Source organism: Sphingomonas sp. CARO-RG-8B-R24-01, assembly GCF_022662295.1.
Classification (GTDB): Bacteria; Pseudomonadota; Alphaproteobacteria; order Sphingomonadales; family Sphingomonadaceae; genus Sphingomonas.
Map to the genome: position 1 here is coordinate 232,566 of NZ_JAKNQI010000008.1, position 13,746 is coordinate 246,311.

The 13,746-nt window shown below is 66.8% G+C and carries 9 protein-coding genes; 5 read left to right on the forward strand and 4 right to left on the reverse strand.

The genetic code is table 11. The features are described from left to right. Nucleotides 1-85: 85 nt before the first annotated feature. A complete protein-coding gene (locus L8G49_RS16460; protein ID WP_242186798.1) occupies nucleotides 86-3,013 on the forward strand; it encodes a M16 family metallopeptidase in 2,928 nt (975 codons plus the stop codon). Nucleotides 3,014-3,303: 290 nt separating this feature from the next. Here the strand turns inward: L8G49_RS16460 and L8G49_RS16465 are convergent, their stop codons facing one another. The 4 genes from L8G49_RS16465 to L8G49_RS16480 form a co-directional block, all read right to left on the reverse strand. Continuing rightward, the gene (locus L8G49_RS16465; protein WP_242186799.1) at nucleotides 3,304-4,365 is read right to left on the reverse strand and encodes an SMP-30/gluconolactonase/LRE family protein; all 1,062 of its coding nucleotides are present in this window, start codon (nucleotides 4,363-4,365) and stop codon (nucleotides 3,304-3,306) included. Between the two features lie 101 nt (nucleotides 4,366-4,466). Beyond that, nucleotides 4,467-6,278: an AMP-dependent synthetase/ligase gene (locus tag L8G49_RS16470; RefSeq protein ID WP_242186800.1), complete on the reverse strand. Its 1,812-nt coding sequence runs from the start codon at nucleotides 6,276-6,278 to the stop codon at nucleotides 4,467-4,469. A gap of 53 nt (nucleotides 6,279-6,331) precedes the next feature. Beyond that, complete coding sequence (gene ggt / locus L8G49_RS16475) at nucleotides 6,332-8,092, reverse strand: gamma-glutamyltransferase (protein ID WP_242186802.1); 1,761 nt, start codon at nucleotides 8,090-8,092, stop codon at nucleotides 6,332-6,334. 566 nt (nucleotides 8,093-8,658) lie between these two features. Further along, nucleotides 8,659-9,690: a quinone-dependent dihydroorotate dehydrogenase gene (locus tag L8G49_RS16480; RefSeq protein WP_242186803.1), complete on the reverse strand. Its 1,032-nt coding sequence runs from the start codon at nucleotides 9,688-9,690 to the stop codon at nucleotides 8,659-8,661. Nucleotides 9,691-9,919: 229 nt separating this feature from the next. Between L8G49_RS16480 and L8G49_RS16485 the strand changes: the two genes are divergently transcribed. From L8G49_RS16485 to L8G49_RS16500, 4 genes are all read left to right on the forward strand, one after another. Further along, complete coding sequence (locus tag L8G49_RS16485) at nucleotides 9,920-10,333, forward strand: SUF system Fe-S cluster assembly regulator (RefSeq protein WP_131530404.1); 414 nt, start codon at nucleotides 9,920-9,922, stop codon at nucleotides 10,331-10,333. 127 nt (nucleotides 10,334-10,460) lie between these two features. Next, entirely contained in the window at nucleotides 10,461-11,945 is a 1,485-nt protein-coding gene (gene sufB, locus L8G49_RS16490) for a Fe-S cluster assembly protein SufB (RefSeq protein WP_131530406.1), read from the forward strand. A 144-nt stretch (nucleotides 11,946-12,089) separates the two neighbouring features. Then, nucleotides 12,090-12,833 carry a Fe-S cluster assembly ATPase SufC gene (gene sufC / locus L8G49_RS16495; RefSeq protein WP_242186804.1) on the forward strand — a complete coding sequence of 248 codons (744 nt, stop codon included), beginning with the start codon at nucleotides 12,090-12,092 and terminating at the stop codon, nucleotides 12,831-12,833. Nucleotides 12,834-12,957: 124 nt separating this feature from the next. Then, nucleotides 12,958-13,707, forward strand: a complete 750-nt coding sequence (locus L8G49_RS16500; RefSeq protein ID WP_242186805.1) for a SufD family Fe-S cluster assembly protein — start codon at nucleotides 12,958-12,960, stop codon at nucleotides 13,705-13,707. Nucleotides 13,708-13,746: the final 39 nt, after the last annotated feature.

Sequence of the window (13,746 nt, forward strand, 5' to 3'; positions counted from 1 at the left end):
CAAGGGATGATCGCGGCCGATCTGGCCGTTTGCGCGATCCGCCTGAATGCTGGCGGTGGCGGGATTCCGCCGCTATCGTCGAACCATGACTTCGCTTCAGCGCAAGATGCGCCTCGCCCTTCTGTCGTCCCTCATCATCGGTGCAGCACCCCAGCAGAGCGGTCCTGCCGCGACCGCGCCGGCGCCCTCGACGACGCCGTCGTCCGTGCACCCCGCAAGCGCCGCCGCCATCGCAGAGGCGGGCGAGGCTGCGATCGCGAACCGCGATGCGTGGCTCTACAAGGGCAGTGACATCACGCCGGATGCGGCGTGGCGGTTCGGAACGCTCAAGAACGGTCTGCGCTATGCCGTGCGCAAGAACGGCGTGCCGCCCGGGCAGATCGCCGTGCGCGTGCGGATGGACGTCGGTTCGCTGTACGAGACCGATCCCGAGCGCGGCTTTGCCCACATGATCGAGCACCTGTCGTTCCGCGGCTCGCAATATGTGCCGGACGGCGAGGCGAAGCGGATCTGGCAGCGGATGGGAACGACCTTCGGGTCGGATACCAACGCGCAGACGACCACGACGCAGACCGTCTACAAGCTCGACCTGCCCAGCGCGACTGCGGGCGGGATCGACGAGAGTCTCAAGATCCTGGCCGGCATGGTCTCGCGTCCCAACATCACGACGCTGGCGCTCGGCGCGGAACGGCCCGCCGTGCTTGCCGAGCAGCGGGAGGCGCCCGGACCGCAGGTGCGCTTCGTCAACGCGCTGAACGCCACCTTCTTCGCCGGGCAGCCACTCGCCGACCGTTCGCCGATCGGGCATGTCAAGGAACTGGAGGCGGCGACCGCGGACAGCGTCAAGGCGTTCCACGATCGCTGGTATCGCCCCGAACGCGCGGTCGTCGTCGTCGCGGGGGATTTCGACCCGGCCCAGCTCGAAGCGATGGTCGCGAAGAATTTCGGTGACTGGCGCGGCATCGGTCCGGCCCCGGCGGATCCCGATTTCGGCAAGCCCGATCCCAAGCAATCGACGACCAAGGCGGTGGTCGAGCCAGGGATTGCCGCGCGGATCGAGATGGCGATCCTGCGGCCTTGGCATTACAATGACGATACGGTGATCTTCAACCAGAAGCGGCTGGTCGACTTCCTGGGCCTCGCGATCATCAACCGTCGGCTGGAGACACGCGCACGCTCGGGTGGCAGCTTTATCGCGGCCGCGGTGCGGCTGGACGATCCGTCGCGCTCTGCCAACGGGACGTTCGTCACGATCCTGCCGGTGGGCAACGCGTGGGCGCCCGCGGTCAAGGACGTGCGGGCGGTGATTGCCGATGCGCAAACCTCCCCGCCGACCAAGGCCGAGGTCGAGCGCGAACTCGCCGAGCAGCGCGTCCAGTTCCGCACGCAGGTCGACACCTATCGTGCCGAAGCCGGGGCGAAGGAAGCCGACGACATGGTGCAGGCGGTCGACATCCGCGAGACGACGACCTCCCCCGACGTGATCCAGAAGGTGTTCGAGGATGCCGTGGCCAAGGGCTATTTCGCGCCCGCCAAGATCCTGGAATCGACGCGCCGCCTGTTCCAGGGCACGCCACCGCGCGCGTTGATCTCGACCCCGACCGCCGAGCAGGGGATCGAGGCGTCGCTCGCCAATGCGCTGAAGGCCGACGTCAAGGGGCTGGCGGGCAAGCGACTGCGCCAGGGGAACGTCTCGTTCGATCAGCTTCCCAAGCTCGGCGCGCCCGCCACGATCACGTCGACGACGCCGATCAAGCCGTTCGACATGCAGGAATATACGCTGTCGAACGGCGTCCGCGTGCTGGTCTATCCCACCACGTCGGAGGACAGTCGCGTCTATGTCCGCGTCCGCTTCGGCGGGGGATATAACGCGCTGCCGGCCGACAAGGAGTCGCCCGCCTGGGCGGCCGACCTCGCCCTCACTGCGGGCGGCATCGGCAAGCTCAAGCAAGGCGATCTCGACGCTTTGACCTCGGGACGCCGGATCGGGCTGGATTTCGGCATCGATGAAGACGCGTTCACCTATAATGCGCTGACATCGCCGGCCGACCTGTCCGATCAGCTGCGCCTGATGGCGGCGGCGCTGTCCGCACCGGGTTGGGATCCCGCCCCGCTGGCGCGCGCGCGCAGCGTCGCGATCTCTGCATTCCCGGGTTACAATTCGTCGCCGGACGGCGTGTTGCAGCGTGATCTCGAGCGGCTGCTGCACGATGGTGACCCGCGCTGGGGCACCCCGAGCCAGGCGGCGATCGAGGCGACGTCGCCCGCGAGCTTCCGCGGTCTTTGGGAGCCGCTGCTGAAGACGGGGCCGGTCGAGGTCATGGTGTTCGGTGACATCAAGGCCGACGCCGCCATCGCAGCGGTCCAGAAGACGCTCGGCGCCCTGCCGCCGCGTGCGGCACCGGTCAATGTCGCCCCGCCCCCGGTTCGGTTCCCGGCGCATAACCTGACGCCGGTCGTGCGCACGCACGATGGCCCCGAGAACCAGGCGGCGGCGGTCATCGCCTGGCCGACGGGGAGCGGTGTAGCGGGTCTGACCGACGCGCGGCGTCTGGACGTGCTGGCGGCGATCTTCAGCGATCGCCTGTTCGATCGGCTGCGGTCGCAGGCGGGCGCGAGCTACAGCCCGAACGTGTCGAGCAACTGGCCGGTGGGGCAGCCCGGCGGCGGGCGGATCGTCGCGATCGGGCAGGTCGCGCCGGCGAACGTGCCGCTGTTCTTCAAGCTGTCGCGCGAGATTGCGGCCGAGCTGGTGTCCAAGCCGATCGACGAGGACGAACTGAAGCGCACGATCGGCCCGATGCAGCAGGCGATCATGCGCCAGTCGACCGGCAACCAGTTCTGGATGAACCAGCTGGACGGCGCGGTCTATGATCCGGCGAGGATCGTCGCGCTGATGCATCTGTACAGCGACATCTCCTCGATGACCGCGGCGCAGTTGCAGGAAACGGCGGTCAAGTATCTGCGGCCGGACAAGGACTGGACGATGCAGGTAGTGCCAAAGGCGAAGTGACGGCTTCTGCCGTTCGGCCCTCCAACCCCGCCGTCATGCTGAACTTGTTTCAGCATCCACCGCGCAACGGGCACGGACAGGACTTGTAGCACGGTGGACCCTAAACGAGTTCAGGGTGACGGTGGTTTTGAGCGACGTCTCTCCCCCCCTGCCGTCATGCTGAACTTGTTTCAGCATCCACTGCGCGACTGGCACGGACCGGACTTGCTGCGCGGTGGACCCTGGGACGCGTTCAGGGTGACGGCGGCTAGAAGAAAACCGCTCCCCACTTCGGTCGAACCGTCGTCACGCTACCCCCGCGCCGTCGCCGACCGTGCCAGCGGGACCCGCAGCACGCGATCGTTCGCGGTCAGGAACAGCGTCCGTCCCCCCTCGCCGAAGGCGCCGTTCGCGATCGGGCCGCCATTGGCGATCCGCGCGATCGGTTCGGCCTCGGGAGTCATCAGGTAGAAGCCCCCCGGCGCGCTGCAGAACAGCGTCCCGTCCGCGGCGACCTTCATGCCGTCGGGAAGGCCGGGACCGTGCATCGTGCCCGCATCGAGGAACACCCGCCGCGCGGTCGGCAATCCGCGCACGTCGAGATCGTAGACCATGATCCGCGGCGCCTTGTCGTCCGACACCGAGACGTAGAGCTTGCGCTCGTCGGGCGACAAGGCGACCCCGTTGGGGCGGGTGAGCGTCCCGTCGATCAGCACCGTCTCCCCACCGCGCGTCCAGCGATAGACGCCGTTGTGCGGCAGTTCGCGCAGCGGCGAGGTGTCGCCGTCGACCAGGCCATAGGGCGGATCGGTGAAATAGACCGCGCCCGAGCGCGCGATGTGGAGGTCGTTGGGGCTGTTGAACCGCTTGCCACGATAGCGATCGACCAGCGTGGTCCGTTTCCGGCTCGCGAAATCGTAGCGCATCAGCGCGCGGCTGCCGCTGTCCGCGATCACCAGCGCGCCATCCGCCGCGAGCGCGAGGCCGTTCGATCCCGCCTCGCGGATCGTCTTCGGGTCGGGGTTGGCGGCACCCGACGGCGTCAGGAACGGCGCAACACCCCCCGATCGCGTCCACCGCCGCATCAGATTGGCGGGGGGGTCCGAGAACAGCAGCGCGGTGAGCGCGGGAACCCACACCGGCCCTTCCGCCCAGCGGATCCCGGTGGCGATCGTCTCGATCGTCGTGCCGGGCGCGAGATAGCGGTCGGCGGCGGGAGACAGGCGCTCGATCCCGGGCGCGGTGTCCGCGGCCAGCGCCGCCGCAGGGAAGGCGGGCGCCACCACAAGCGCGGTCATCCCCGTGATGAGGGTGCGGCGCGTCGGCCCGCCCGCGCAATGCGTGTTGGCGAAGGCTAGGGTGTGGTGCGACACGATCGGCGGTTCCCGGAGCTGGCGGATGGTATCGCTATCGTCGCACCACCGCGCCGTCCCGTCCAGCGATCGTGGCGACGGCGCAAAGGGGGCGGGCGCGGTTACGCCTTGTACAGCCCCTCCAGCCGCGCGCCGTACACCTGTTTCAGCACGTGCCGCCGGATCTTGAGCGACGGGGTGAGCTGCTCGTTCTCGATGGCGAACGGCTCGTCCGCCAGCACGAAGCGGCGGATCCGCTCGGTCAGCGAAAGCTCGGCATTCACGCGTTCGACCGCATGGCCGAGCGCGGTGCGATATTCGCTATTCTCCGCGAGCCGCTTGAAGTTGCACGCATCGCCATTCCGCGCGCACCATTGCTGGGTCCATTCTGGATCGGGGACGATCACCGCGACCATATAGGGCCGCCGGTCGCCGAACAGCATCGCCTGCGAGATCTCGGGTTGCAGCGTCAGCATCCCCTCGACCTTCTGCGGCGCGACATTCTCGCCCTTGTCGTTGACGATGATGTCCTTCTTGCGGTCGGTGATCTGGATCCGTCCCTTGGTATCGATCACCCCGATGTCGCCGGTGTGCAACCAGAGTCCCTTGTCGTCGGGCTCGCGCCCGTTGGCCTTCAGCACCCGCGCGGTCTCGGCGTCGTTGCGCCAATAGCCCTTCATCACCAGCTCGCCGCGCACCAGGATCTCGCCATCCTCCGCGATCCGCACCTCGGTATTGGCGAGCGGCGGGCCGACCGTGTCCATCTTGATCCCGACCTTGGGGCGGTTGCACGAGATGACCGGCGCGGACTCGGTCTGGCCATAGCCTTGCAGCACGGTGATCCCGATCGCGTCGAAGAAGGTGCCGACCTCGGGCGTCAGCGGCGCGCCGCCCGAGACCATCGCCTTGATCCGCCCGCCGAAGCGTTTCTGGATCTTGGGGCGAAGCGTCGCGGCGAGCAACAAATCCATCGGCTTGTCGAGCAACCCGGCCTTGCCCGCCGCCCGCTTGCTCCCGAGCGCCTCGGCCCGCCCGAGCAGATAGGTCGAGAGCTTGCCCTGCTTCTCGACCGCCTTCGAAATGCGCGCGCGGAGCAGTTCGAACAGCCGCGGCACGACGACCATCATCGTCGGGCGGACTTCCTCGATATTCGACGCGAGCTTGTCGAGCCCTTCCGAATAATAGATCTGCGATCCCAGCGCGATCGGGAAGAACTGCCCGCCGCTATGTTCATAGGCGTGACTCAGCGGCAGGAACGACAGGAAGATCTCGTCGTCCCAGCCGAAATCCTCCGAGATGATCGTGCAGCAGCCGAACACATTGTGGAGGATCGCGCCGTGATGTTGCATCACCCCGCGCGGCGCGCCACCGGTGCCGCTGGTGTAGATGATGCACGCGGTATCGTCGCGGGTCGCGGTGGTGTGGATCGTCGACGGTTCGGCGGCATGGTCCGCGAGCAATTTGTCCCAATGATGGAACTCGAGCGCGCCCTGCTGGCCGCTGCGGAAATCTTCGATGCTGATCACGATCTTCGCGGTCGACGCGCGGATCGCGGCGGGGAGCAGCGTCTTCGCAAGCTTCGCGGTCGAGACGATCACCGCCTTGGCGCCCGAATTTTCGATGATATGCGTGTGGTCGCGCTCGGTATTGGTCGTGTAGGTCGGCACGGTGATGCACCCCGCCGCCATGATCGCGAGATCGGCGATGCACCATTCGGGGCGGTTCTCGCTCACCAGCATGACGCGGTCGCCGGGCACCAGCCCGATCGCCTTCAGCGCCGCCGCCAGGCTCGCGACCTCGCGCGCGGTCTGCGTCCAGCTGCGCGAGCGCCACGCCCCGCCCGCCTTGTGCCACAGGAACGGCGCATCGCCTTGCTCGGTCACGCGCGCGAGGAACATCGCGACGAGGTTGGGGAAGGTTTCAAGAGTACGCATCGGTCTCTCCCTTTGGCGCGTCGTGTTCGACTGCGCGTGATACTTCGGGCGGCTTATTCGGGCGGGCGGTTGGCGAGCGCGCCGACCCGGACGATCTCGGTCCTGCGCCCGTCCTCACCGATCGCGACGCCTTCGCTGCGCGGATCGGCCGCACCGACCCAGCGCCCATCCACGCGTTCGATCGCATTCGCCTTCAGCCCGAGCGGCGTGCTCACCACGCGTTCGCCGAGCGCGCGGAGCGCCGGGATCATCGCGTCGAGCTGCGTGCCCTTTTCCGCCGCCGCGGTCTGGCCCGGAGCATAGAGCAAACCGAGGCCGATCGCATCCTGCGCGCTCATCTTCCAGTCGAGCACCGCGATCAGCGCCTTCGACACTTGCGCGATGATCGTCGAGCCGCCTGCCGCGCCGATCGCGATGCGGACCGATCCGTCAGGGTTATAGACGATCGTCGGCGACATCGAGCTGCGCGGGCGCTTGCCCCCGGCGACCCGGTTGGCGACGAGATTGCCGTTCTTTTCGGGGACGAAATCGAAGTCGGTCAGCTCGTTGTTGAGCTGCACGCCGTCGACCGAAAGGCCCGATCCGAAATAGCTTTCGATCGTGGTGGTGACTTCGGCGACGTTACCGCGCCGGTCGACCGTGACGAGATCGCTCGTGCCGGGGACGTCGGCGTTCGGCGCGAGCTGGCGCGCAGGGGCACCGGGGGGCGTGCCCGCGCTGACGCTTGGCATCGTGCGGTCGGTCGCGATCAGCGCGGAGCGCTGCGCGAGATAGGCGGGGTCGAGCAAGCCCTTGGCGGGGACGTCGACCTTCTCGGGGTCGCCGAGGTACATGTCGCGATCGGCGTAGGCGAGGCGTTCGGATTCGGCGAACAGATGCCATGCAACCGGGCTGGTCTTGCCGAGGCCCGCCATGTCGAAGCGTTCGAGCTGCTTGAGGATCATCAGCACCGCGACCCCGCCCGATCCCGGCGGGCCCATCCCGCAGATCTTGTAGACACGGTACGTGCCGCAGATCGGGGCGCGTTCCTTGGCGCGGTAACCGGCGAGGTCGGCGAGCGTCATCTTCGAAGGATTGCGCGGCGAGGTGTTGACCGCCTTGACGATCCGCTGCGCGACCGGCCCCTTGTAGAAGGCATCCGGACCCTGCTTGGCGATCTTCGCGAACAGCGCGGCTTGCGCGGGGTTGCGGAAGATCGTGCCGACCGCGACGGGTTCGTTGCCGACGGGGAAGAAGCGCGCGTGCGCGGCGGGATCGAGCCGGTCGCCGAAATTGGCGAGCCCGTTGTGGAGCCGCGGCGTGACCGTGAAGCCGAGCTGCGCGAGCTTGATCGCGGGCGCGAACAGCCGCGCCCAGGGAAGCACGCCGTAACGCTTGTGCGCGAGCGCCATCATCCGCAAGTTGCCCGGCACGCCGACGCTGCGCCCGCCAGGAACGGCTTGGGTGAAAGGGAGGGGCTGGCCGTCCTTGCCATAGAACCAGCGCGCATCGGCGGCGGCAGGGGCGGCTTCGCGGCCGTCGAAGCTGGTCGTCGCGTTGGCGGCGGCATCGTGATGAATCATGAAGCTGCCGCCGCCGATCCCCGAATTTTGCGGCTCGACCACGTTGAGCGCGAGCATCGTCGCGATCGCGGCATCGGTCGCGCTGCCGCCGGCTTTGAGGATCTCGACGCCAGCGGCGGCGGCGCGCGGGTCGGCGGCGCTGACCATGCCGGTTCCGGCCTGGGTAGCGGCAGGTTTGGGGTCGGTCCGCCGCGCGTCGGCGACGGTGGGGGCGAGCAGCAGGAGCGCGAGGGTTACGAACGACTTGTACATGCGCGGGACCGTAGCGCGCTTTGATGGTCAGGCAAGGTTGGGGTTTCGGTACGGCGCGCTTCCCCATCCCCCGTCATGCTGAACTCGTTTCAGCATCCACCGGGGTGCGCGTTCGACGGCCGCAGGTTCGCGCGGGTGCAGCGCGGGGCGGGGCCGGGAAGAAGGAAGGATTGATCGCGCAAAGCCGCAAAGCCGCAAAGAGAAGCCGCTAGAGGTGCGCGCTTCCGCTCAATCCTATGCAGTTTTCCTGCGAAAGCAGGAATCCAGAGTTGCGAACGCGACGCCCTTTACCCTGGGCTCCTGCCTGTTCAGGAGCACGGCGAACCTCAGCCGTCGGCCCCCACCGCCGCCGCCACGCTCGCCAACCTGTCCCGCTGCACCGCGCCGATAGGGCCTGGAAGAAGCAAAGCTGGATCACACGAAGCCGCAAAGACGCAAAGAGAAGCCGCTAGAGGTGCGCGCTTCCGCTCAATCGTGTTCGGTTTTCCTGCGAAAGCAGGAATCCAGAGTTACAAACGCTACGCCCTTTACCCTGGGCTCCTGCCTGCGCAGACGCACGGCGAACCTCAGTCCTCGGCCCCCACCGCCGCCGCAACATTCGCGAACCCGTCCCGCTGCAACGCCTCCGCCAGCCCGCGCAGGATGCGCTGCGCCAAGCCCGGCCCATGGAAAACCAGCGCACTATACAATTGCACCAGGCTCGCCCCCGCGCGGATGCGGGCATAGGCTTCGTCCGCGCTGTCGATCCCGCCCGCCGAGATCAGCGGCATCGCGCCCCCGGTCGCCTTGCGGAAATCGCGCAACCGCTGGCGTGCGAGCGGCGCAAGCGGCGCGCCCGACAGTCCGCCCGTCTCACCCGCATTGGCCGAGCGCAGGTCGGGGCGCGAGATCGTCGTGTTGCTGACGATCAGCGCATCGACATGATGCTCGATCGCCGAGCGCGCGATCGCGTCGATCGCGGACGCTTCGAGATCGGGCGCGACCTTGAGGAACAGGCGCGGTGTCTTGCCGATCCGGCGCGCATCGTCTGCGGCGGCGAGCAGGTCGGTCAGTTCGCGGCCATGCTGAAGATCGCGCAGGCCCGGGGTGTTGGGGGACGAGATGTTGACCGTGATATAGTCCGCGATCGGTGCCGCCGCTGCAACGCCGTGTGCGTAGTCCGCAATCCGGTCGGGTGCGTCCTTGTTCGCGCCTACGTTGATGCCGAGCACCCCGCGCCGCTTCGCGGCCTTCGCGCGGGGGAGGGCGGCGTGGATCCCGCCGTTGTTGAAGCCCATGCGGTTGATGACGGCTTCGTCCTCTTGCAAGCGGAACAGCCGCGGGCGCGGGTTGCCCGCTTGCGGGAGCGGGGTCAGCGTGCCGATCTCGACGCTGCCGAAGCCCAATCCGAAAAAGCCGTCGATCGCTTCGCCATTCTTGTCGACCCCGGCGGCGAGTCCGAGCGGGTTGGCGAAATCGAGCCCGGCGACGGTGGTCCGCAGGATCGGCGCGCTTTTCGGGGCGGTGCGCGGGAAGCGCGACAGGAGCGTGATCGTCAGGCCGTGCGCCTGTTCGGCATTGAGCGCGAACAGCGCGGGGCGGAGGAGCGGGAACAGCATGCGGGCCTGATGACACTGGTGCCGGCCTGCGTCAAAGCGCACGCGCCGTCATGCTGAACTCGTTTCAGCATCCACCGTCCAGCAGGCACAGGCCGGACTTGTGGCGCGGTGGACCCTGAAACAAGTTCAGGGTGACGGCCGCAAGGGGGACGCGACCCTTGGACAGCCCTTGACCGACTCACCACGCACCCCCATTTGCAATCCTACCAATATTGTCCGATTGGAGCTCATGCGTCTTTCCAGCCTTGCCGACTATGCCGTCGTGATGATGTCCGCCGCCGCGCGACATTGCGGCTCGTCGTGCCGGCTCAACGCGACGCTGCTCGCGGAGGAGACCGGGCTGCCGCTGCCGACGGTGCAGAAGCTGGTCAGCCGCCTGTCCGCGGGCGGGCTGATCGAGAGCACGCGCGGCACCGGTGGCGGTTTCCGCCTCGCGCGCCCCGCCGCGGCGATCTCGCTGGCCGAGATCATCGAGGCGGTCGAGGGGCCGATCGCGATGACGACCTGTGTCGACGAGGGCCGCCACGATTGCGCGCTGGAAGGCGATTGCCGGGTCAAGCCGCACTGGAACGTCGTCAACGGCGCCGTCCGTGGCGCGCTCGACGGTGTCTCGCTGGCCAGCCTGTCGAGGGCACCGGCATGATCAACACCTCCCCCTTCTTCCTTCGTGGCTTAGTGCCTTTGTGCGAGGCAGACTTTCTCGCACAAAGCCACAAAGACACGAAGAATCTTAGATTAGCTGAACGCCGCCGCGCGGCAGGGATTGCATGATGGCTACCAAGAATGCGCAGGCCTATGAGGCCGTCAACAAGACCTATGAGTGGGGCTTCCACTCCGACATCGAACAGGACTTCGCGCCCAAGGGGCTGAGCGAAGACACCGTCCGGTTCATCTCCGCCAAGAAGGGCGAGCCGCAGTGGATGCTCGACTGGCGGCTGAAGGCGTTTCGCCTGTGGCAGACGCTCGAATCACCCGATTGGGCGAAGCTCAATCTCGAGCCGATCGATTACCAGGACGCGTTCTACTACGCCGAGCCCAAGCCCAAGCCCAAGCTGGGTTCGCTCGACGAGGTCGATCCCGAGATCCTGCGCGTCTACGAGAAGCTCGGCATCCCGATCGCCGAGCAGAAGATGCTCGCGGGCGTCGAGGAGCTTGGCGAGGACGGCCAGCCCAAGCGCCGTGTCGCTGTGGACGCGGTGTTCGACAGCGTCTCGGTCGCGACGACCTTCCGCAAGGAGCTCGAGGCCGCAGGCGTCATTTTCCGCAGCATCTCCGAGGCGATCAAGGAATATCCCGAGCTCGTCCGCAAGTGGCTCGGGCGCGTCGTGCCGATGACTGACAATTACTTCGCGACGCTCAACGCCGCGGTGTTCAGTGACGGGACCTTTGTCTACATCCCCGAGGGCGTCCGCTGCCCGATGGAATTGTCGACCTATTTCCGCATCAACGCCGAGAATACCGGCCAGTTCGAGCGCACGCTGATCGTCGCGGACAAGGGTTCGTACGTCTCCTATCTCGAGGGTTGCACCGCCCCGATGCGCGATGAGAACCAGCTCCACGCCGCGGTGGTCGAGCTGGTCGCTTTGGACGATGCCGAGATCAAATATTCGACCGTCCAGAACTGGTATCCGGGCGACGAGAACGGCAAGGGCGGAATCTATAATTTCGTCACCAAGCGCGCACTGTGCCAGGGCAAGAATTCCAAGGTGTCGTGGACGCAGGTCGAGACCGGCAGCGCGATCACGTGGAAATATCCGTCGTGCGTGCTCAACGGCGAGAATTCGGTCGGCGAATTCTACTCGGTCGCGGTCACCAACAATCGCCAGCAGGCGGATACCGGCACCAAGATGATCCACAACGGCAAGGGATCGCGCTCGACGATCGTGTCGAAGGGGATTTCGGCGGGGCGTTCGGACAACACCTATCGCGGGCTGGTGCGCGTCGCGCCGGGCGCGGAGGGCGTGCGCAACTTCACCCAGTGCGATTCGCTGCTGCTGGGCGACCAGTGCGGCGCGCATACCGTGCCGTATATCGAGGTGCGTAACCCGTCGGCGCAGATCGAGCATGAGGCGACCACCTCGAAGATCAGCGACGACCAGATGTTCTACGCGATGCAGCGCGGGCTCGATTCGGAGAGCGCGGTGGCGTTGATCGTCAACGGATTCGCCAAGGAAGTGCTGCAGCAGCTGCCGATGGAATTCGCGGTGGAAGCGCAGAAATTGCTGGGAATCAGCCTTGAGGGTTCTGTGGGGTAAGCGCCGCCCGACACTGCCGTCATGCTGAACTTGTTTCAGCATCCACCGTGCAACCGGCACGGACCGGACGTGTGGCGCGGTGGACCCTGAAACAAGTTCAGGGTGACGGACGGACTATAGTTCAAACGAATTTGCGGAAGACAGATGCTTAAAATCACCGACCTCCACGCCGAAATCGACGGCAAGGAAATCCTCAAGGGCCTCTCGCTCAGCGTCAATGCAGGCGAAGTCCATGCGATCATGGGCCCGAACGGCGCGGGCAAGTCGACGCTCGGCTATGTCCTCGGCGGGCGGCCCGGTTACGAAGTGACGTCCGGCGCGGTCGAGTTCGACGGGCAGGACCTGCTTGAGATGGAACCGCACCAGCGCGCGGCTGCCGGTCTGTTCCTGGGCTTCCAGTATCCGGTCGAGATCCCCGGCGTGTCGAACGTGCAGTTCCTGCGCGAAGCCTTGAACGCGCAACGCCGCGGGCGCGACGAGAAGCCGCTGTCGGGTGCGGAATTCCTCAAGCTCGCGCGCGAACAGGCGGCCGCGCTGTCGATGGATGCCGAGATGCTCAAGCGCCCGGTCAACGTCGGTTTTTCCGGAGGCGAGAAGAAGCGCAACGAGATGGTGCAGATGGGGATCGTCGATCCCAAGCTCGCGATCCTCGACGAGACCGACAGCGGGCTCGACATCGATGCGCTGCGGATTGTCGGCGACGGCATCAACCGGATCATGCGCAAGCCGGACAAAGCGGTGATCCTCATCACGCATTACGAGCGGCTTTTGAGCTATGTTGCGCCCGATTTCGTGCATGTCCTGTCAGCCGGGCGGATCATTCGCTCGGGCGGACCGGAACTCGCGGCGGAGCTGGAGCGCGAAGGGTATGCGGGGGTGGTTGCGTGAGCCGCTTGCGCATCATCAAGCCCCTCCCCCTCGGGGGAGGGGTTGGGGTGGGGCAGTTCAGCAGAACTGCGCTCTCTGCGAGGCGCGGCCCCACCCCCGGCCCCTCCCCTGAAGGGGAGGGGAGATGAACGTGCTCGCCGTTCCAACCCGCCGCGACGAGACGTGGCACTACAGCAACCTCGAAGCGGTCGCATCGGTCTGGCCCGTCGAGACCGAAGTGATCGACGTGCCCGCCGGCACATCGATCGCGCGCGTCATCGTGCAGGACGCTGCGACCGACACGGTGGCGATCCGCGATTACCGCGTGATCCTGCGCGAGGGCGCGACCGCGACGTTTCATGTGCTCAACACCGGCGGCAGCTTTGGGCGCGTCGCGATCGATGTGACGTGTCACTCGGGCGCGCATTTCGAACTCGGCGGCGCGATGCTCGGGACGGGCGAGCAGACGCTCGAGATCGTCACCACGCTCAACCATATCGAGCCTAACGCCACGTCCAACCAGGTGGTGCGTACGGTGCTCGGCGGGCGCGCGACGGGGTCGTATCTCGGCAAGGTCGCGGTCGCGCGGCATGCGCAGAAGACCGACGCGTCGCAGAGCGTCAAGGCGATGCTGCTCAGCCGCACCGCGACGGCCAACGCCAAGCCCGAGCTGGAGATCTATGCCGATGACGTGAAGTGCGCGCATGGTGCTACCGTGGGCGAGCTGGATGCGAACGCACTGTTCTATCTCGCGTCGCGCGGGATTGCGCCGGCGCAGGCGAAGGTGATGCTGCTCGGCGCGTTCATCGGGTCGGTGTTCGACGGGATCGATGATCCGGCCGAGCGTGCGCAGGTCGAGGCGGCAGCGCAGGCTGCGCTGGAGCGGATGTTGTGAGGCACTCCCACAACCGCCGTCATGCTGAACTTGTTTCAG